Below are 18,081 nucleotides of genomic sequence, written 5' to 3' on the forward strand. Positions count from 1 at the left end.
ATTTGGAAAATGATTATTACGAATCTTCAGAGATTAATTCATCGATATTTTCTCGAAGTTGTAATAAATCTTCATCATTTGAGTCTTCCGTATAAATGATTTCTTTCATCTCTGGATCAAAAATGTATACATAATCTGCGATGTCTGGATTGCCTCCTTTAGTTTTGCATCTAAACTTGTGTTTAGCTTCCCATCCAATAAATTCACTTTGAAAAAATTCAACCGCTTCTCTAATTGAGTCTCTGTATGCGGTTGTTATTTCTATAGTCTTCTCAGCAAGATTCAAATATTCATTGAACTCCTCATTTGCTTCTTGATATTTTCGCCTCCCATAAGAAGATGAATAGCTGGTGACCCATATTTCCATTATCTCTTTAGCGTTTTGGGTTTTTTGGAGATACTCATTAGTCAACTTAAAAGATGCACTAGCTTTAATCGCATAATTTAAAATAGTAGAGTCTCTATAGATAGTGGTAAATGCGCTGTCAATTATTGTCTCAATAGGTTGATAGCTTTCATAATCATATAGAGTTTTGAAGAGCTCTGCATTGATTAATTCATTTGCCTTCTCTTCTTTAGATTTACAGCCAATAGCTAGTAAAATTGCGATTAAGGGTAAAAATATTTTTCTCATACTTCATTATTTAAATCATCTATTTCAGTTTGTACGCCCTCACGTACAGAAATTTTTCAAATAATCGATTCTCAGGGCCTTCCCGTCATTGCGAGGGAGGCACGACCGAAGCAATCTCACTGATGAGACTGCCGCGCTCCCTTCGTCCGCTCGCAGTGACGAAGAGATCTCTCCTTCCCCATCGTATTCAGCCCGTGGCACACGGGGTTACAGATACCTGTCCCGGAGCTCTGCTCCAGGGACGCTGATGGCTATTCCTTTTTCCTCGGCCCCGATCTATCGGGGCTCCGGCTCTTTTCCTTTATATCCTTCAAACTTAATTTTACTCAAAAAAAATGTAACTTCTTAACAAAAGAATGAATACTATTATAATACCCCTGAAAATCAAAAAGATACAGCGTTAAGAACTGAGTTATTTTTCTGTGTCAAAAAAGGGCTGGTTACAAAAAGTTTGTAACCGCAAAACCAAAAGTTTCCGGTTACAACTTTACCGGGTTACGGTTAAGAAAGCGTTTTTCAGTTTCTTAACAGTTCAAAATATTGAAATTCAATTAGTTAACTATCCCGAATTAGGGAGTTACAAAAACACAACTTTTTGGGGTAAAACTCAGACTGAAAAGTTTTGCTGTTGCGTTGGCGCAATAGTTGCAATACTCATGCAACACGGTTATTTTTAAGAAAAAAGCCTGCATGAAGATAGCGTTCACGGTCAAAAAGCAGCACATCCGGCTGTTTCTCCACTACCTGTTTGAAGAGCTGCCCGACGGCAGTCTGAGAGTCACCCGCGAGACCGAAGCGGGCAAGTTGCTTACCTGTTTTGTGCGCTATGCCGACCGACCCATCCGGGAGGAGCCGACCGAGGGCACGATCATGCTTCGCCTGCCCCGCTGCAAGGGACTGGATACGGCACCCGGTCACTTTCTTCACTATACCGCCGAGGACATACACCGGCTCAATGATCTGCTAGAGGTCATCTACAATCTGGACATGGATCGCTACTACCTCAAGGGGCTACGCAAAGGCTATCAGCAGAAAGACATCATTGAGTCCTATATCGTGTCGCGGAAATTGACCAGCTTGTTTTCAGACAATGAGACTATCAAAAAGCGTCAGTACCGGGAGGAGCTCCGGGCCTTTGAGGAGCAGGTGAATCAGCTCTTTCAAAAAGCCTGGTCCCGCAATCAGCGGATCGAGTGCGAGCCCGAAAAATACCTTCAAAAATAACCCGGATTTCTTTCGCCGATATCACGAAAAACACTCGTAAAAATGACCGAACGCATCAGCAACATCTGCCGCCTGGAATACGCTCCCGTCTCCGCGATCAATACCTTTATCGAAGCATCGGAAGGTCACCTGCTCATCGATGCCTCCTGGACGGAGATTCCCATCATCCCCGGTGCCACCCTCAGCGTGCGAAAGTCACACACCAAAGCAGGGAGGCTCTACGAGTCCAGCTTCTCAGCCATGCTCCGGAGCAAACTGGACCTTCATCAGATCGTCATTATCCGAATCACACTGGACAAGGATGAGACACAGTATATAATAGGAGACCCTGACCTGCCCGTGCGACTGGATGAGACAGTCAGCATCCGGCAGAAGCCCATTTCCTTCAGCCATCAGTCCTGGCATTTCCCATGGATCTTTGCAGGAGAGCCTGAAGAAGTTGAATCTGAGCCTGATCCCGAGCCTGATCCAGAGCCCGAACCCGATCCAGTACCGGTGACAATTAATTGGGAATTGTCAGAGTGGGAATCTGAGCCTGACTTTATTGATGCAAATGTGAGGATATATGCCAATGAGGTACTAAAGCTGGAGCAGTTTGGCAATGGTACCGGTACTGTCAATGTATTTCAGGGTGACACGATTCGAATTCAATATTCCTATTTGGATATAGCAGAGGGTTCACCAGAATCTCCTTTCCTTCAGCTGCTGATTGATTCAGTATTGATTGATTCGCAGCCTGTAAGCATACCTGGTACTGGCACATTCAATCACTCATTTGAAATTGATTCTAATAAGGAGATTCTTGTCAGAGCAGTTGACTTAGGCTGATAATTAAGTTGAGATAAAGCCCCTTTCCCCGTCCTTTCTATGGCATCTGTGCCTAGGTATTCTTGTATTCCAGAATACTAGTCAGACCACAGAACAATGCACAGACTTGCCGCCAATTGGCCATTCTTACTGATTTCCCAGATCGCCAGGGGACATTTCTTTGTCCGTCCGGAGGAGCTTTCGGGCCTGATCGATCAGGCACGGGAGATCATCAGCCAGAAATCCGTCAAGCTCAGCAGCATGAGGCCTCGCCGCTCCATGCATCTGGTCGCAGTATCTGAGGATCAGCGCCGCTCTTCTGTCTTGCTCCGTGAGTGGGACGATGAGGAAGAGTACGAAGAAGAAGAGGAGCTCGACCCCTGGGGGAATGCCGCTCCTGGATCCACAGCCATCGTTCCCGTCAAAGGCACCATGCTCAAGTACGGTACCTGGTGCAGCTACGGCACCAAGGAGATCGCCGGTATGATCATGGAAGCTGCCAATCACAAAAACATCGGCTCAGTAGTCCTGGACATCGACACCGGTGGGGGAGCAGTTGACGCAGTTGCTCCCATCACCGAGGCCATCCGCTATGCCAAATCCAAGAAAAAACCCGTCGTGGCCTCTTTGGATCTGGCCTGCTCCGCAGGATACTGGACGGCATCCGAGACTGATTACATCGTCGCGGACAACAGCATCTCCTCTATGGTCGGCAGTATAGGAGTCATGCTCCAGCTGACAGACTATCGGGAGCTGCAGTCCAAGGCAGGTGTCAAAACCCACATTATCTATTCGACCTACAGCGAGCACAAAAACGAAGGCTATCAAGAAGCGCTGGATGGAGACTATGCCATCATCCAGCAAAACTTCCTCGATCCCATGGCCAAATCATTTCAGGATGCGGTGAAGCGCAACCGGAACGGAAAGCTGAAAACCGATGTGGAAGGGATCCTGACCGGGCGCACCTTCTTTGCCGATCAGGCGAAAGAATACGGACTGATCGACAAGATCGGCGACAGCATGACTGCAGTACAGGTCGCACAGACATTGACTCACGCAAAATCTATCATATAACCATTTAACCACAAGCAGATGGAAAAACTCTTGGCATCGATGCTGAAGTACTTTGGGATCAAAGAATTCAAAGTCGATGAAAAGCCTGGCCTCACCGAGGACCAGCGCGCAGAAATCGCCACGCTACTGGGGGAGGAAAAGGCCAAATCATTTGAGGCCTACATCCAATCCGGGAACAAGGCGTCGGAGAGCACCGACATCGGTGCCGATGTAGTCTTGGGCTTGGCAGACAAGCACAAGCAGGAGGTAGCGGACATGCAGGCAAAGCTGGCAACAGCCAATGCCGAAAAAGCGAAGCTACAGAAACTCGTCAGCACGCTCAGTGCCGAGGAGGAAGAGGACCTGAAGCCGGAAGTATCGGCTGAGGACTTGCCCAAAGGCAAAGCAAACGTGCCTCGTATCAAGGGCATTAAGGTGACCGCCGCGCACTATGCCGAAGTGAATCACTTCATCAAGACCGGCCGCATGAGAGACGTGGAAGCAGCAGCCAAAACGATCGATGTGGACAATCTGAAGGAGGAGTTCGGTACTTACCTGAGCCAAAACCAGAACAATCTGGAAGAGGTGAAAGCCCTGTTTCAGGGATTTACTTCAGCGAAGTATTTCACCTCGGGGATGGCCATCACCGAATGGAGAGCAACTCAGCCACTGATCACCTCCATTTCGCAGCAGTTCAAGCCTACCTGGACACCGTCCGGCAAAAGCAAGTTTGAGCCTTTGACGATCAAGAATTATCGTCATAAGATCAATATGCCTGTAGTGCCTTCTGATGTATTGGAATCCTACATGCTGCACATGTATGATGAAGGGCTATCTGTGGATCAGATGCCGATCACGAAGTACATCTGGGGTCAGTTGGTATTTCCGCAATTGATGCAGGACATCGAACTGCGGATGATCTTCAAGGGCAGATTTGTCGATGCCGGCGTGGTAAATGAAAATCAGGCAGGATCCGCTCCTGAAGACTCCATGGATGGATTGGAGACTCAGCTGGTGGACAACTTGACCGGTGGCAATGCGAAGAAGTTTAACTACTTCGACGGTGAAGGCTTTGACTACACCAACTGCACAGATCAGGAGATGCTGACCTTCATGAAGGACTTTACCGGATGGCTCGCGCCAGTATTCCGGTCTCAGAATATGGCAATTGCCTGCTCCTATGAGTTTTGGAGACGCTATAAGATCGCCTATAAGAATGTCTGGGGTGCCGGCAGCGGTACGACTGACCCGAACTACGGAGGCGACCGAATCGACTTCTCCAATCAGGTATTGGTGCCCATGGATGGGATGTATGGATCTCCGATCCTCTTTGCCACTCCTGGTGTCAATATGAAGAAGATCCGCCACAAGAATGATTTGCCGAATGTCATCAACGATGTACAGAAGCACAATTACGAGGCGAAGCTCTTCGGTGAATACTGGCTGGGTGCCGGATTTGCTTATGGTGAGGCAGTCTTTGCCTACGTGCCTGCGGATTACGATCCTAAGGCCCTGATCACTTCTGTCTATGGTGCTCACACCACCTATCAGCAGAACAAGGGAACTGATCCTAACAAGTCCATCACGGACTTTGGTAGCTCAGGAGGAGGAGGAATCTAAACGATAGCAGACTATGACTTACGTAAAAGTATCCTTACCAAAAATCAAGACGGGGGCGGGAGCTCCCGTCCCTAAGAAGCCGAACGTGAAGGTGTACCGGGCATCTGATGTCAATGTATTTCCTGAGCGAAACGGCGTGGAAGCGACAGGTAACTTCACCCTGAAGGAAGGTGCAAAAGGTATTGCCATCTACCTGGTCCCAAGATCGATCAACCGTGCTGACAGTACGGATGGAGATCCTCAGGACGAAATGGCCGGATGGATCGCTACTGTGGGCGGACAGCGCCCTGGAGATGACAAGCATGCCTCAGCCTGGCTGCAGGAAGACCTCAACGAGGGCCATATCCTCATCACTGAGGAATGCGGCGACAATGAAGGCACGCGCCTGCACGGTACCCCATGTAATCCATTGTACTTCACCGCTGAAGGACAGGACAACAATGAGGGGAAAATGACCACGCTTACCTGGACACAGGGACAGCGCACGCGCAATAAGACCCTTCACTGGACCGGAGAAGATCCGCCGGTAGCGGATGATCCTTCTGCAGGCAGCTCCGGAGGAGGAGGTATCTAAATCCTGATCGCTTATGACAGTAAAAAAATCAGCCCCGGCAAAGTCCGGGGCTTCTACTCGCAAAGCTCCGGCCAAAAGAACGGCCGCAAAGAAAGCACCAGCTCCGAAGAAAGAGGAGCTTGAGGTAGCGGAAGAACCTACAGAAGCAGTAAAGCCTGCCGAATCGGTGGAAGATCCGTCTCCAGAAGCAATATCTGATAACGATGTGGTATCGGGAATGCCTCAGGATCTGGGTATCCATGTGGTGATCCCCTATGTGGCTAAATTGGCCAAAGGAGATGAGCTGCTATATGCCGTCCGTGCTTGGCAGCAAAACTTCAAGGAACTTGGACGCATCATAATTGTGGGAGATGCAGCTCCATGGTTTGGAAAGGATATCATCCACATTCCCCATGCCCGGACCAATACCAATCCGCAGATCGATGTAGCCGACAAGCTGGCAACGGTGATCGCCTCCGATCTGGTCGACGAGATCTTTGTCTGGTCCAATGATGATATCTATCCGGTAGCTCAGGTCCACCCCGAGGATCTCCTGGTCAGAAAAGCCATGGGCCCCTTGAAGGAGAAAGGATCTGCAGGAGGTGTGTACAGGGACAATTCAGTCCGTACCCTGAAAGCTCTGGCAAAGCTCAAGCTGCCGAAAGCTTTCGACTATGCAGCCCATGTGCCCGTGGTATTCGAAAAGACCAAGCTCGCAGATACCCTGGCGACTTTCAAGTGCCAGAAAGAAGGGCATCTGATCAGTTCGCTCTATTTCAATACCCACTTTCCGGATGAGCGTCCCATCATTACCCGTAATGATGACAAAGGCTCCATCGTGGCATCGGTCTGGTCTTCCAGTCCGAATCCTGCGATCCTGCAGCGGGTATTTGAAGAGCGCAAATTCATCAATCACAACGACAAAGGATGGCCTCACGTGCTGCCGTATCTCAAGAAGCTATTTCCTGAGAAATCGCGGTGGGAGAAATGAGGCTCGAAGTAATAGGCTGGGTAAAGTCGGGCGCACCTCTGCATGAGGGTGTCCGGCTTTTTGCTTTGCTGGCCGGCAAAGACCATCCATTTCTAAAGCTTATCCAGGCAGACAGCCAGGCAAACTATCCAATCTTAATCCATGAGCTATGCCGTCGGTTTGGGCTGGATCCAAGGCAGATCACCCGGGGAGAGAAGTTCCGGGACAATTGGCCCTTTCTCAACGAGCCCAACTGCCCACCCGAGCTGAAGATCCTCGCTGCAGACAAGATTTCCGCCTATCACCGCTATACCCGTGCCCATGCCCTGCTCTTTGACTGCGTGACTCCTGAAGAGCAGCTGTCCACGGTCAAAGTCTTGGTGCGTAGCTATCTGGAAAACCGGGCCATCATCGCCGAATTTGTCCACTATAAAGAGCACGGCCATGTCCTGGGCAAGCATCCCATATTCAAGCAGCTGAGGGAGCTGCAAAGCCTGCGCTCGTTGAATCCTGTGGAGCTGGTCCAGCTTAAAGGCAAGCTCGAGCATAACATCTGGCGTATCGAGAAGGAGCTGAGCTTTGGCACCAAGCCTCATCTGGAGGCTGAGCGCACCGAGCGCCTGAGATGGAAGCGCTTGCAACTGGAGGAAGTCACCAAACTCCTGACGAAATACCAATGAAGCTATTCAGTCTCTCGGAATTGAATCCTCCCGAGCCTGTCCAGGCAGGGGACCGGTCGGAAGTACTCCGTGCCAAATTCATCAGAAAGCATGAAGCGAAGATCGAATCCCTCAAGCAGCTCACGGGCAAAACACCTGAGCCAGGCGAGGCGGTCTTTCTCTTCACCCTCAAAAGCTTCAATGCCTTCACCTTCATCGTCTACGTGATCAAGCATGTGGGCGAGATCCAGGAGCTTTGTCTATCTACCTACTCGCTCAATGAGCGTATCCTGACCAGCATGCTCAAGTGGTATGACAAAGGGCAGATCAAGCGGATCCGGCTGAGTATCTCAGACAGTATCCGGCACCGCATGCCCAAGGTCTATGACCTGATCGAGCTGCAGCGGCAGAGCCGGGACTTCACGGTCAACTATTGCTGGAATCACAGCAAGATCACCCTGATGCAGGCAGGTGGGCATCACTTTGTCGTCGAGGGATCGGGCAATTTCTCCGAGAATGCTCTGCACGAGCAATACATTTGGATGAATGATCCGGAGGTCTATCAATTCCGCAAATCCTGCATCTGTCCTTCTGAGCCGTATTCTGAAGATTAATTTCAAGCTATGAACCTAGGTCTTTCACTCACCGAAGAAGTTGCCAAAGAACTCGAAAACCTTGCTGCACTGGGCTATTCCCTGGAGCAGATGGCCATGTATTTCGATGTGGATAAAGTCTTCTTTGTCCAGGCTGCCGAAGATCCAGAGAGCAAGGTGAGCTATTATATCCGGCGGGGTAAGCTCATGGCTGCTGCCAAAGAGCAACTGGCCCTCCTGCAGGCGACCGAAGGAGGCAACGTCACCGCCTCCGAGCACCTGGCCAAGATCCGGAGAAACAAATCCTGGGAAATATCCAAGCTGGATATCTTCGGGGGATTTGACGAAAAGAGACTGCTGGCAAATCTGCGAGACTACATCGAATCGGGATCTTTGAATGACCTTAAGAATGAAGAGGCTATCTACCTGGATGCCCTTCTGATCTTTGCCGGGATGGGCCGAAAGATAGGCCGTAGGAATACGGTGGCTTTCTTTACCAAGCCGCCATTCGGGCTCAAATACGCCCGTGCCTCGGAGATGTACGATGAGGCGATCAATCTCTTCTATGCCGACCGGCAGATCGAGCGGAAAGCTCTACGGCACAAATTTGCCGAGCAGCTACAGGAAGCAGCCATGATCGTCCGGGACAATGCCGCCAGCTCCAAAGACTGGGAGGTCTATGGCAACCTGATCACCCAGGCCTCACGCATGCTGGGGCTGGACAAAGACGACCCGGAGAAGCCGCCAGCAGAGCAGTTTGCCAAGCCTATCCGCTTCTACTCCCTCAATCCGGGAGATGTGGGACTACATAGCATCGACCGACAGGAAGTGGCCCGTCAGATCGAATCCCTGGAGATCCCCGAGCGGGACAAAATCCGCGCCCGACAGGACGCACGAATCGAGCATATCAACCTAGAAGAACGCCTGCATGAGCTGGAGGAAGACAGTCAACCCGAAGAGTCCTAACGTCGCCGTGGCCTTTGCCAACTGGCTCTCGCAGCTCTGCCTGATGATATTGCCGCGATTCCTGTACATGATCGCCGGCCGTGGATCCTCCAAGACGACAGATATCCAAGTGGAGCGATTGGTAGAGATGATCTATGACATGCCTGGGGCGCCGGTAGCCTGGGTAGCTGATACCTATGCCAACCTTCAAAAGAACGTACTCCGGACGGTCAAAGAAGGTCTGCAGCTGAAAGGGATCTATGAGGGTACCCACTATGTGATCGGTAAGCGTCCGCCCGAATTCAGCCCTGTAGAAGTCCCCGACCTACCTCCCAATATCAAGGAGCACTTCTGGAAACCCTACAATCAGATCGGGACCTATAACAATACCATGATCTTCTTTACCGGGCTGAACGTGACCTTCGGTTCACTCGACCGCCCCGCCTCCCTTGCCGGTGGTAACTACGTCCACCTATTCGGAGATGAGGTGAAGTACTTCCGCAAGGATCGCATTTCCAATATGCAGAAAGCCATCCGGGGGATGCGTGTGAAATACGGTCACAGTCCCTTCTATCGGGGTCATACCTTCACGACCGATATGCCGGACACTGATAAGATCGGGCAGTATGACTGGATCCTGGAGCGCGGCAAGCGGATGAAGACCCAAGCGCTCATGCTGGTGCTGAAAGTGGCCTTTGTGCTCAATGAAGCTCTCGGGGAATATGCCGCAGCTGTAGAAAGCAAAGACCGGGAAGAAATCCTGAAGAAGAAACGTGTCTGGAAGCGATGGGAGGAGCGATGGACAGCGGCACGGATGCACAAGGACGCTCACACGATGTTCTATGTCGCCAGTTCCTATGTCAATGTCGATATCCTGACGCCCGAATGGTTTGACGATGCTTTCTCAGATGACTTCCTGGACTCCAAGACTACGGTCCTATCCATGAAGCCCAAGCCTGAGAAAGGCGAGCTCTTCTATGCCAACCTGCAGGACCGGCACTTCTACATGGACGGAACAGATCCGGATTGGGCAGCTCGCTTTGGGCTGAATGATGAGGAAGACTGCCGCATCCTGAAGTATCACAACCGAAAGAAAGCCATTGATTGTGGGCTGGACTTTGGTAATATGATCAGCATGACGATGGCACAGGATGACGGCAAGTATTATCGCTGCACCAAGTTTCTATTTACACTGTCTCCAGAGTGGATAAGAGAGCTAGCCGATAAGTTTCTCGCCTACTACAAGCCTCACCGGGAAAAGACGCTAAACATGTGGTATGACCGTGCTGCGAATAACTACGCCAAAGCCAAACAGGATCTGGCTACCCAAATGAAGCGCGCGATAGAAGTGGATGGTGAGGGCAATAAGACCGGCTGGAAAGTGATCCTGATGAGCGAAGGACAGGGCAACATCTATCAGAATGAAGAATATAACTTTATGATGGAATGCCTGGCCGAGCAGAATCCGAGACTGCCCAAGGTTCGGATCGACTTCTATCACTGCAAGCCCCTGCGCTGCAGCTTGGAAGATGCGAGGATGAAGAAAAAGGCCAATGCCAAAGGAAACTTTGTCGTGGTGAAGGACAAAAGCACTGAGAAGCTGCCCATCCATCGCCTTCCCCTGGAGAGCACCAACCCAAGTGACAGCTTCAAATACCTGATGATGAAGCGGGATCTACGCCGAAAAGTAGGCGGAGCCAGGAAAGTCAATGTGGGAGATGCGAGTGTTAGGTGATTTTAATTTTTGATGAATCATGATATTGATCTTCGTGATCAATAAGACGCACAAATACAAATTGATTTTTTTGAACTGATTTTAAAGAGGGGAATTCTTCTGTAAACGTTTCTATATTTTCTGGTCCAGGAAAAATTGTTTTTGGTCTCTCACAGTTGATCACCTCTAATTCCCGATATTCTTGAGATAAAAGTTTCAAAGTATGTATTCTAACTTCGTAGTCTTTCGGGTTAGTTAACTTGAATCTGATTGAAGTCGGTGGAGGTAAGGTTTCATCATCGGTGTAGATAACAATATTGCGTATTGATGCTTCAACTATCAGTTTTTTCTTTTTCTTTTCAGTTGAGGCTATTTTTTTTTCTTTTCTCTTTAACCACAATTTTATTATACCTAGTAACGTTCCGCCTGAGAATAGTACTCCCATAATTTTTTCCCAATTCATATTTTCCCAATTCATTTCACAAGATACTTGAGATAAATCCACTTGTCAAATGACTAGCTTCTGTCCTTTCCACTCCCCTAGTCTCCTCCGATATTCGGAGTATGAGCCAGAAAACCGTATATCAGGCGCTGAATGAGATGCAGGAACTGTCCAAAGAGGAGCAGCCCTTTAGCTTCTCTTTTATGTCCTACTCGGAGACCAAGCAGTCCACGCAAGGGGTCTGCTTCGTCAGCCGTGCTAGGCTAAAGCTGACTGATAAGCGGGAGCAATACCTGAATGCAGATGCACTGATCGAATACATCGACCTGGACACACTGGAGCATCGCCGATTCTACATCCCTGCGCTCATGACTTTCAACGGACAAAGACTCATCCTGACATGACGCAAGAAGTGAAGAAAATCGGGGAGACCCGTGTAGTGCATACCAGCGCCGGGGCTTTCGCCTTTGGGACGACACCCGAGGGGACATTTGACCAGCTCATGGCCCTCTCGAAGGGGACAGACTGGGAGTCGGATCCTTATCTGCTGAATGGAGCTAGGCTCGTACCCTACGGGGCAAACAATGACCTGCCCGTCCAGATCCGCAAGATCATGGACAAAAACAATCTTGCGCCCGGCATCATCGAGCGGGAGATTGGTCTGCTTTACGGGCAGGGTCCGGCACTCTACCGGCTAGTCTATCAGGATGGCTATATGATGCGCGAGTACTTGGAAGATGCGGAGATCCAAGACTGGCTCGACAGCTGGGACTATCGGCGATTCATTGACATGGCCATGGTGGAGTTCAAATATCTGAAAGGGGTATTTGTGAAGCATATCCGCAATCGAGGTCCACGTATCGGCGGTCAGGGCATGATCCGCCGCCTGCAGGTGATCCCCGGCACGGATGCCCGGCTTGAGTGGCCAGAAAATCCCCTACCCAAGCGGCTCGAAAACGTGAGGAGGATCTATACCGGCGACTTCGAAAATCACTGCCTGCACTCAGGGATGACTCCCTATCCGGTATATAATCCCGCGGATCCCTTCCGCCATCGGGTTTCGATCAGCTATCACAATAAGTATTCTTTTGGCCGCAACTTCTACAGCACACCGAGCTATTTCGGTTCGCTCAGTTGGATGATGCGGTCTTCGGATATCCCCGAGGTCCTGGCCTACCTGAGCGAAAACGGGATCACTTCAGCCTTTCACATCCATGTGCCGGAAAAGTATTGGACTGATAAGCGGGAGAAGCTCGAGAAAAACAATCCTACGCTCGATGATGCCAAGATCGACGCCATGCTGGAGGAGGCAAAAACTGAGCTTTTCAACAAGATGGCCTCTGTACTGACCGGCAAAAAAAACGCAGGCAAATTCATCGAGACCACGGACTTCTATGACGAGGATGGCAATCTCTGCGAGTGGAAAATTAATGCGATCGATCAGAACGTGAAGACCTTCATCGAGGCGCAGCTGAAGATCAGTGAAAAGGCCGACTCGGCCATCACCTCCGGGATGGGACTGCATCCATCACTTTCTAATATCATCGTGAATGGTAAGATGAGCTCCGGGTCCGAGATGCTTTACGCTCTGAAGCTCTACATGGCCAGCGACACGACTATCCCAGAGGAGGTCGTATTCGAAGCAATCAATCAGGACATTCAGGCAAATTTCCCCGAAAAAAAAGGCATCCGCATGGGCTTCTACCATCACACGGTGATGCGTGAGGAGAATGTGGCTCCCGAAAAACGAGTAGTCAACACAGTAACTGAATAGCTATGATGCTGATCAACAAATCCGGAAACGGAGCCGAGGAACTGCAGCAGCTCACCAGCTCCTTTTATTCCAACAATGACTTTGAGCGGGCTCGCACGCTTTGGATCCTGGAAGAAAACCAGATGATCAAGCTTGTCGGTGGGGACCTGATGGCCCGTGCTCTGAATCACTACAAAAGTGAGGCATTCCAGAAAGAAAACCCATCGGCCGAGGAAGCAAAGAATGACAAGCTCGTCCAGCTCCTGCAGATCCCGATTGCCTATCGGACTACCCTGCGATATTATCAGCTGAACACCGTCAGTCACGAAACCAGCGGGCGTAAGGTCAAGATCGACCGTACAAATGAATCCATGGCTTGGGAGTGGATGATCGACAAAGACGATGATGCCCAGCGCCGCATGGCTCATGAGACCACAGACATGCTGATCGACTGGCTGGAGTCCAACAAAATAGCTGAGTGGATGGGCTCCGAAAATCGGAAAGCCAGCCGTGAGCTATTTGTCAACTCCATCGCCATCTTCCAGAAGGCCTATCCCATGGTCGATCACAGTCAGAGTTTCTTCTATACCGTGGTGCCATTCCTCCGGGAGATTCAAAACCATGTGCTGAAGAAAGCCCTGGGAACCCATTATACCCCCTTGCTGCAGCGCTGGACCAGCGGAGAGACCGAAAGCGGCAGCGGATCAGCAGGAGGGGGTATCCCATCCCTGGATGAGGAGCAGGAGGAGTTTTACGACAGCCTGCTCCGCTACGTGCAGACCGTCCAGCCCTTGCTGGCAATGGTCATCGCAGTCAAGCGCCTGAGCGTGCAGGTCATGCCAGAGGGCGTAGTCCAGCACTTCCGCTCCATGGTGCAGTCCCGTAATGCCTCCCAGATTCCCCTCAAAGATATCCTCGACCTGCATATCAAAAACCTCAATGACGATGCTCGAGAACTTCTCGATGATATCAAGGTATTCATCCGCTCAGCTGATCCGGATGCGGGCGTGTATACGGTACTGCCCGAGAATAAGGAAGAAAACAAATTCTTCCGTACATGAACCAGATCGAGATCCCCGAGCGAAACCTGCAGCTGGAGATCCCGGCGCATTGGGATGAGATGAGTTCTGTCCAGGCAAAATATTGTCTGAGACAAGCTGTCTTGGCTGCCTCCGGAATCATAGATCCTGATGAAGCCAAGGTGCGCTGTCTCTACTATCTCCTGGACATCGAGCGGGATGCCGAGTCCGTGCGAAAAGAACGGCTACTCACCGACCGGCAGCGGGAGGAAAAGTATTCTAGGATCGCGATCCTGTGTGAAGAGCTGATCACATTCGTCTTTGCGGTCAATAGGAAAGGCCAGCTAGAAATCAACTACACTCCCGTACTGAATCACTTTCCCCAGGTCAAAGCCGGGAAAGTGGTTTTGTACGGACCATCCCACTTGCTAGCGGATCTCACCTTTGGGGAGTTGCGCGCAGCAGTGGAAGAAATGCAGGCCTACTTTGACAGCAGGGAGGAAGATCAGCTCAGCCGGATGATTGCCTGTCTGTACCGCCCGGAGCGGAAAGATTGGGAATCCTGGAAGCGGGCAGAAGACTTTGACGGACGCAGACGGGAACCATTCAACAGGGCCAGACTCGACGAGTTGTCCCTGATCACCGCACGGCTCGGGCAGGTGGAGCGCACGGGGATCCTGCTGTGGTTTAGTCACGCCCTCCATTACATCCAGACCGAGGATCTGATGATCAGCGGACGGGAGATCAATCTTTCTCCGCTCTTTCCGCAAGCTATCCGGGAAGATTCCGAGCCGATCCGCCCCGATCAGCGAGGTGCCGGCTGGACAGGGGTACTCTTCCAGCTGGCCGAGCAGAAGGTATTCGGCGAAGTGGATAAAGCCGACAAGACAGGGTTCTTCGACATCTTGGTCTACATGTATGAGAAGCACCTGGAGAATCAAAAAGCAAAAGCCAAACAGAAAAAACGATGAACGTCCTGACCTTCGATACCAAACTGCAGGAGCTCCTGGAAGAGATCCCCGCCATCAAAGGCTATGTCCGGGCCGTGGATGACAATCAGGCTACCGGTAAGCTGAATGACAAGCGAGGCATACAGCTCGTGGCCGTCCTGCCCAGCTACAGCGCCGAGGGTATATCCGGACGGAAGACCGACAGCTGGACCACGCTCTTCTGGGTGATCGAAAAGGGAGATCCCAGTCAGTCCGAAGCCAAAGAGCTGGCTCAATACCGCCGATGTGAGGAAGCCATCCATCAGCTAAAAGACCTGATCATCGAAAGCCAGGAAGACGGCTGCAGTCTTTTCTGGCGGCTGGAGATCGGCAGCATAGTCATCGAGCCCGAGTACAACGCCTTCGGCGGATGGAACGGTTACTTTATGACCGTCACTTTTTAGACTGACTTTATATATAAATCTGTATATTTATCCATGAGCTTAATACATGTCATCATCATAGAGAAAGACGGGATCCGAGAGCTTTACAGCAGTATGCCAAAAGTCTGTGAAGCTCATCCAGAATTCTCTCACAGTTATGCCAGGCTTCAGAAATTTCCCTTCGAATACAAAGGCTGGAAGTTTACCAAAGAAAAAATCAATCCCCATGAACAGAGCCAATAGAAGATCCGAGAAAAAATCTGGGAAGCAGCTGCAAAAGAACATTGTCCAAGCCGGCAAAAAAGTAGAGCGCATAGAGCGTGTGGTATTGGGATTTAATTACCTGGTGGATAAAAAAGCGGTGGAAATCGATCTGCCCAGCTTGAGCCTTTACCGGGAGCTGATCGGGACTGAGCCTAAGGAAATGGAATCCTGGATGAAGAATGCGTATCTCTACTGCCGGATGAAAAAGGGTATGGCACCTGGAGCCGTACTCTTTTTCAAGGACATTGAAAGCGGGGTGGTGATTGGTCAATATGATGGAAAAAGAGCTATTTTTTAATGAAAAATACCCTGTTTATGGTATTTACTTTTTTCGATTGATAGGCTAGTTTGCAAGCTCACTAAAATTTTTCATAATGAGCAATCGACCAAAACCATTATCTGAGCTCAGCGAAAGAGAGCTGGCAGAGACGCAAATCAAGCTTTTAAGTGCCATTCGAAAGAATTCTGCTAACATTTTGGTGATCCTAGGGATCTTTTTAGCAGTGGCTGTATTAGGAGGGATCATTTTGGCCACCTCATAATACATTCGGGGCGGTAACATTTTCCGGCGATTGTTAGGGGTAGAGCAGAGAAGAGACGGAAAAAGTAGATAAACAACCTGGTGCCTCTCATCCACGGCAATACATCGTATTGAAAAACAACGTGATCGGCGCGCAGCGCCGCCGTGGATGAGAGGCACGCCGCTTGGAGCGCACGGGAACCCCTCAAAAAAGAGTGGTTCACCGCTTCGGGCTATAAGCTCCCGAGAGCTACCCGTTTCGCTCGGGTCTGCGGATTCGCTTTCAGATTTATGGCTCGAAGTCCAAAGGCTATTTCTCAAAGGAAGTGCAAACGAAAACTAAGCCCTGCGCATTTTTTACTCTAGTTGCTTTCTCATGTCTTTGAGAAAGTTAATCTCCCGAAATACGGGTTTATCAAAGGATAAAGTAGAATAGATCTCAATCGTGATTTCTATCTCTTTTTTCATTTCCTCGGTGGTCATGCCCTTTTCTATCCAATGAAGGGCTTGCCATGCGATAAACCCGAAAACCCGGTTTTTTTCATGGAGAATTAAAAAGGCTTTTAGCTTCTCCATCACAAAATAGAATCTAAATCGACCGTCTGGAGGTCTTGGATAGCTTGGGAAATTTGCTCCCGCTTCTCCTTGGCCTCCTGTCGCTTGGTCTTTTCGGCTTCCACCTGCTCCGGGGTTAGGACTTGATCTGCTCGGAACAAAAAGCACATCGGGAAATATTCTCCGCTGTCGTCCTCCTCTGGGGCTTCCTCTCCTTTGGCTTGGGCTTTCTCGGCTCGCTGTGCGCTTAGGGGTTGCCCCCATATGATCAGGGCTTTTTCACCTTTTTTGATCATGCATCCTTTAGCCTTCCACTGGTGGAAAGTGCCTAATTCCATGCCTTCGGGGACCCTATAGAAGTATTTCAAAAGGATAGAATTAAGCGTTTGAGCGGTCCACCAAAAGGCCTCTTCTGCGGTTTCGGCTTCTTGGATCATTCGATCTTTTAGGCTCCTTGCATCTGCTGACATCTGCAAAAGCTTTTCCCTATTGGGGTTGGGCTTTCGCTCTCTCTTGGGTGTGTTCTCGGTCTGTGTCATTGCTTAGGCTTCGATTTCGGTTTTTAGTTTGTTTCGCTTTGCGTTGATTCGCTCTAAAGCATAGCCCAAGACTTCCACGACTAGCACGGGGTTTTGAATCTTTAAAACGTCGTCATAATCTTCTCGGTAGCTGTTTGATCTTTTGCTCACCCTTACGGCGAATTTTTCAGAAAAGAATTCGTCTTGCTCGCTTGCCTCTTGGGCATCTTGGCCAATTGTCACTAAAGCCTCGGCGAATCCGTCAAGCTTCGCCAGCTGTGAAATTTTGCGCTGCTTCTCCTGGAAGTAGTTGATTTTTTCCTCAAGGCTTAGCGGTTCGGCTTTGACTTTCGCCCGCAATTCTTCAAGCTCTTTTTTCATCGCTTGGATCTCTGGGCTATCAATTGCACCTACCTTTGATTTGTTAGGCTGATTTGCGGGGGTTTTGGACTGTTTTTCCATGGTGTTTTTTGTTTAAGTGTTATTGATTTGACATATATAAATATACATATATGTATATATAAATGCAAATATAAATTCCTGCTTATCAGTTACTTATGATTAACCCCAAGTAAATTTTGCCTTTAAAAAAGTGCTCCCGAAAGCCCTATTTAATCGAGATATTTTTTAGACTTTTTGACTCAAAAAAGGCTGAAAAGTGTCTAGAAACGGCTGAAAATCAGCCTCTTATTTAGAATATTTTTAAATTAATCAGCTGAAAATCAGGCTTTTCCAAACAAAATTTGGAAAACCTGCCCGTTTCGCTGAAGATTGACCCCGACTCCGCCCTCTCCTTGAATTGCAATTGCAAGCCCTTTGACCCCCTGACGAAATATGAGAAACAAAAAAATCCCACCATATTCTAG

23 protein-coding genes are annotated in these 18,081 nt (G+C 49.6%); 18 read left to right on the forward strand and 5 right to left on the reverse strand.

All coding sequences use genetic code 11. The annotated features are described in order from the left end of the window. Positions 1-16: 16 nt before the first annotated feature. A complete protein-coding gene (locus G457_RS0108835; RefSeq protein ID WP_026946161.1) occupies positions 17-634 on the reverse strand; it encodes a hypothetical protein in 618 nt (205 codons plus the stop codon). Between the two features lie 690 nt (positions 635-1,324). Between G457_RS0108835 and G457_RS0108840 the strand changes: the two genes are divergently transcribed. From G457_RS0108840 to G457_RS23050, 10 genes are all read left to right on the forward strand, one after another. Further along, complete coding sequence (locus tag G457_RS0108840; protein WP_026946162.1) at positions 1,325-1,858, forward strand: hypothetical protein; 534 nt, start codon at positions 1,325-1,327, stop codon at positions 1,856-1,858. A gap of 42 nt (positions 1,859-1,900) precedes the next feature. Further along, on the forward strand, positions 1,901-2,686 hold the full coding sequence (locus G457_RS0108845) for a hypothetical protein (protein ID WP_026946163.1): 786 nt from the start codon (positions 1,901-1,903) through the stop codon (positions 2,684-2,686). 96 nt (positions 2,687-2,782) lie between these two features. Further along, a complete protein-coding gene (locus tag G457_RS0108850; RefSeq protein WP_026946164.1) occupies positions 2,783-3,739 on the forward strand; it encodes a S49 family peptidase in 957 nt (318 codons plus the stop codon). Positions 3,740-3,757: 18 nt separating this feature from the next. Then, a complete protein-coding gene (locus G457_RS21260) occupies positions 3,758-5,338 on the forward strand; it encodes a hypothetical protein (RefSeq protein ID WP_051260768.1) in 1,581 nt (526 codons plus the stop codon). Between the two features lie 13 nt (positions 5,339-5,351). Beyond that, positions 5,352-5,912, forward strand: coding sequence for a hypothetical protein (locus G457_RS0108860; protein ID WP_026946165.1), 561 nt, complete (start codon positions 5,352-5,354; stop codon positions 5,910-5,912). Positions 5,913-5,925: 13 nt separating this feature from the next. Then, complete coding sequence (locus tag G457_RS0108865) at positions 5,926-6,882, forward strand: hypothetical protein (protein ID WP_026946166.1); 957 nt, start codon at positions 5,926-5,928, stop codon at positions 6,880-6,882. Next, entirely contained in the window at positions 6,879-7,541 is a 663-nt protein-coding gene (locus G457_RS22230) for a hypothetical protein (protein ID WP_051260769.1), read from the forward strand. The genes G457_RS0108865 and G457_RS22230 overlap by 4 nt, the downstream gene beginning before the upstream one ends. Next, entirely contained in the window at positions 7,538-8,134 is a 597-nt protein-coding gene (locus G457_RS21265; protein WP_051260770.1) for a phospholipase D-like domain-containing protein, read from the forward strand. The genes G457_RS22230 and G457_RS21265 overlap by 4 nt, the downstream gene beginning before the upstream one ends. Before the next feature lie 9 nt (positions 8,135-8,143). Further along, positions 8,144-9,079 (forward strand): hypothetical protein, encoded by a 936-nt coding sequence (locus G457_RS0108880; protein ID WP_051260771.1) that lies wholly within the window; start codon positions 8,144-8,146, stop codon positions 9,077-9,079. Between the two features lie 652 nt (positions 9,080-9,731). Then, a complete protein-coding gene (locus tag G457_RS23050) occupies positions 9,732-10,793 on the forward strand; it encodes a hypothetical protein (RefSeq protein WP_248602842.1) in 1,062 nt (353 codons plus the stop codon). Here the strand turns inward: G457_RS23050 and G457_RS0108890 are convergent. Continuing rightward, positions 10,786-11,250 (reverse strand): hypothetical protein, encoded by a 465-nt coding sequence (locus tag G457_RS0108890; protein WP_026946170.1) that lies wholly within the window; start codon positions 11,248-11,250, stop codon positions 10,786-10,788. The genes G457_RS23050 and G457_RS0108890 overlap by 8 nt on opposite strands. Positions 11,251-11,336: 86 nt before the next feature. On the opposite strand from G457_RS0108890, the gene G457_RS0108895 reads away from it, so the two are divergent. The 8 genes from G457_RS0108895 to G457_RS22790 all read left to right on the forward strand — a co-directional run bounded on the left by G457_RS0108895 (position 11,337) and on the right by G457_RS22790 (position 16,164). Next, a complete protein-coding gene (locus G457_RS0108895) occupies positions 11,337-11,618 on the forward strand; it encodes a hypothetical protein (RefSeq protein ID WP_026946171.1) in 282 nt (93 codons plus the stop codon). Continuing rightward, positions 11,615-12,988, forward strand: a complete 1,374-nt coding sequence (locus G457_RS0108900) for a hypothetical protein (protein ID WP_026946172.1) — start codon at positions 11,615-11,617, stop codon at positions 12,986-12,988. The genes G457_RS0108895 and G457_RS0108900 overlap by 4 nt, the downstream gene beginning before the upstream one ends. Positions 12,989-12,990: 2 nt before the next feature. After that, positions 12,991-14,028, forward strand: a complete 1,038-nt coding sequence (locus tag G457_RS0108905; protein ID WP_026946173.1) for a DUF6712 family protein — start codon at positions 12,991-12,993, stop codon at positions 14,026-14,028. Then, entirely contained in the window at positions 14,025-14,957 is a 933-nt protein-coding gene (locus G457_RS0108910; protein ID WP_026946174.1) for a hypothetical protein, read from the forward strand. The genes G457_RS0108905 and G457_RS0108910 overlap by 4 nt, the downstream gene beginning before the upstream one ends. Continuing rightward, a complete protein-coding gene (locus G457_RS0108915) occupies positions 14,954-15,379 on the forward strand; it encodes a hypothetical protein (protein WP_026946175.1) in 426 nt (141 codons plus the stop codon). Before G457_RS0108910 ends, G457_RS0108915 begins: the two co-directional genes overlap by 4 nt. A 33-nt stretch (positions 15,380-15,412) precedes the next feature. Then, positions 15,413-15,601: a hypothetical protein gene (locus G457_RS22785; RefSeq protein ID WP_155847121.1), complete on the forward strand. Its 189-nt coding sequence runs from the start codon at positions 15,413-15,415 to the stop codon at positions 15,599-15,601. Continuing rightward, positions 15,585-15,920, forward strand: a complete 336-nt coding sequence (locus tag G457_RS0108925) for a hypothetical protein (RefSeq protein WP_026946176.1) — start codon at positions 15,585-15,587, stop codon at positions 15,918-15,920. The genes G457_RS22785 and G457_RS0108925 overlap by 17 nt, the downstream gene beginning before the upstream one ends. Positions 15,921-15,996: 76 nt before the next feature. Then, positions 15,997-16,164 carry a hypothetical protein gene (locus G457_RS22790; RefSeq protein WP_155847122.1) on the forward strand — a complete coding sequence of 56 codons (168 nt, stop codon included), beginning with the start codon at positions 15,997-15,999 and terminating at the stop codon, positions 16,162-16,164. Positions 16,165-16,499: 335 nt separating this feature from the next. Here the strand turns inward: G457_RS22790 and G457_RS0108935 are convergent, their stop codons facing one another. From G457_RS0108935 to G457_RS0108945, 3 genes are read right to left on the reverse strand one after another with little or no spacing between them, the layout of a single operon-like run. Then, positions 16,500-16,718: a hypothetical protein gene (locus G457_RS0108935; protein ID WP_026946177.1), complete on the reverse strand. Its 219-nt coding sequence runs from the start codon at positions 16,716-16,718 to the stop codon at positions 16,500-16,502. Next, positions 16,718-17,236 (reverse strand): zincin-like metallopeptidase domain-containing protein, encoded by a 519-nt coding sequence (locus G457_RS0108940; RefSeq protein ID WP_155847123.1) that lies wholly within the window; start codon positions 17,234-17,236, stop codon positions 16,718-16,720. Before G457_RS0108940 ends, G457_RS0108935 begins: the two co-directional genes overlap by 1 nt. Positions 17,237-17,239: 3 nt before the next feature. Next, positions 17,240-17,677, reverse strand: coding sequence for a hypothetical protein (locus G457_RS0108945; RefSeq protein ID WP_026946179.1), 438 nt, complete (start codon positions 17,675-17,677; stop codon positions 17,240-17,242). Between the last annotated feature and the right edge of the window lie 404 nt (positions 17,678-18,081).

It is taken from the genome of Algoriphagus marincola DSM 16067 (genome assembly GCF_000429405.1).
GTDB classification, from domain to species: Bacteria; Bacteroidota; Bacteroidia; order Cytophagales; family Cyclobacteriaceae; genus Algoriphagus; species Algoriphagus marincola.

Excerpts from the sequence above, each read along its gene's own strand:
- G457_RS0108835 (WP_026946161.1), bottom strand. The coding sequence starts at position 634 with ATGAGAAAAATATTTTTACCCTTAATCGCAATTTTACTAGCTATTGGC.
- G457_RS0108840 (WP_026946162.1), top strand. The coding sequence starts at position 1,325 with ATGAAGATAGCGTTCACGGTCAAAAAGCAGCACATCCGGCTGTTTCTC.
- G457_RS0108845 (WP_026946163.1), top strand. The coding sequence starts at position 1,901 with ATGACCGAACGCATCAGCAACATCTGCCGCCTGGAATACGCTCCCGTC.
- G457_RS0108850 (WP_026946164.1), top strand. The coding sequence starts at position 2,783 with ATGCACAGACTTGCCGCCAATTGGCCATTCTTACTGATTTCCCAGATC.
- G457_RS21260 (WP_051260768.1), top strand. The coding sequence starts at position 3,758 with ATGGAAAAACTCTTGGCATCGATGCTGAAGTACTTTGGGATCAAAGAA.
- G457_RS0108860 (WP_026946165.1), top strand. The coding sequence starts at position 5,352 with ATGACTTACGTAAAAGTATCCTTACCAAAAATCAAGACGGGGGCGGGA.
- G457_RS0108865 (WP_026946166.1), top strand. The coding sequence starts at position 5,926 with ATGACAGTAAAAAAATCAGCCCCGGCAAAGTCCGGGGCTTCTACTCGC.
- G457_RS22230 (WP_051260769.1), top strand. The coding sequence starts at position 6,879 with ATGAGGCTCGAAGTAATAGGCTGGGTAAAGTCGGGCGCACCTCTGCAT.
- G457_RS21265 (WP_051260770.1), top strand. The coding sequence starts at position 7,538 with ATGAAGCTATTCAGTCTCTCGGAATTGAATCCTCCCGAGCCTGTCCAG.
- G457_RS0108880 (WP_051260771.1), top strand. The coding sequence starts at position 8,144 with ATGAACCTAGGTCTTTCACTCACCGAAGAAGTTGCCAAAGAACTCGAA.
- G457_RS23050 (WP_248602842.1), top strand. The coding sequence starts at position 9,732 with ATGCTGGTGCTGAAAGTGGCCTTTGTGCTCAATGAAGCTCTCGGGGAA.
- G457_RS0108890 (WP_026946170.1), bottom strand. The coding sequence starts at position 11,250 with ATGAATTGGGAAAATATGAATTGGGAAAAAATTATGGGAGTACTATTC.
- G457_RS0108895 (WP_026946171.1), top strand. The coding sequence starts at position 11,337 with ATGAGCCAGAAAACCGTATATCAGGCGCTGAATGAGATGCAGGAACTG.
- G457_RS0108900 (WP_026946172.1), top strand. The coding sequence starts at position 11,615 with ATGACGCAAGAAGTGAAGAAAATCGGGGAGACCCGTGTAGTGCATACC.
- G457_RS0108905 (WP_026946173.1), top strand. The coding sequence starts at position 12,991 with ATGATGCTGATCAACAAATCCGGAAACGGAGCCGAGGAACTGCAGCAG.
- G457_RS0108910 (WP_026946174.1), top strand. The coding sequence starts at position 14,025 with ATGAACCAGATCGAGATCCCCGAGCGAAACCTGCAGCTGGAGATCCCG.
- G457_RS0108915 (WP_026946175.1), top strand. The coding sequence starts at position 14,954 with ATGAACGTCCTGACCTTCGATACCAAACTGCAGGAGCTCCTGGAAGAG.
- G457_RS22785 (WP_155847121.1), top strand. The coding sequence starts at position 15,413 with ATGAGCTTAATACATGTCATCATCATAGAGAAAGACGGGATCCGAGAG.
- G457_RS0108925 (WP_026946176.1), top strand. The coding sequence starts at position 15,585 with ATGAACAGAGCCAATAGAAGATCCGAGAAAAAATCTGGGAAGCAGCTG.
- G457_RS22790 (WP_155847122.1), top strand. The coding sequence starts at position 15,997 with ATGAGCAATCGACCAAAACCATTATCTGAGCTCAGCGAAAGAGAGCTG.
- G457_RS0108935 (WP_026946177.1), bottom strand. The coding sequence starts at position 16,718 with ATGGAGAAGCTAAAAGCCTTTTTAATTCTCCATGAAAAAAACCGGGTT.
- G457_RS0108940 (WP_155847123.1), bottom strand. The coding sequence starts at position 17,236 with ATGACACAGACCGAGAACACACCCAAGAGAGAGCGAAAGCCCAACCCC.
- G457_RS0108945 (WP_026946179.1), bottom strand. The coding sequence starts at position 17,677 with ATGGAAAAACAGTCCAAAACCCCCGCAAATCAGCCTAACAAATCAAAG.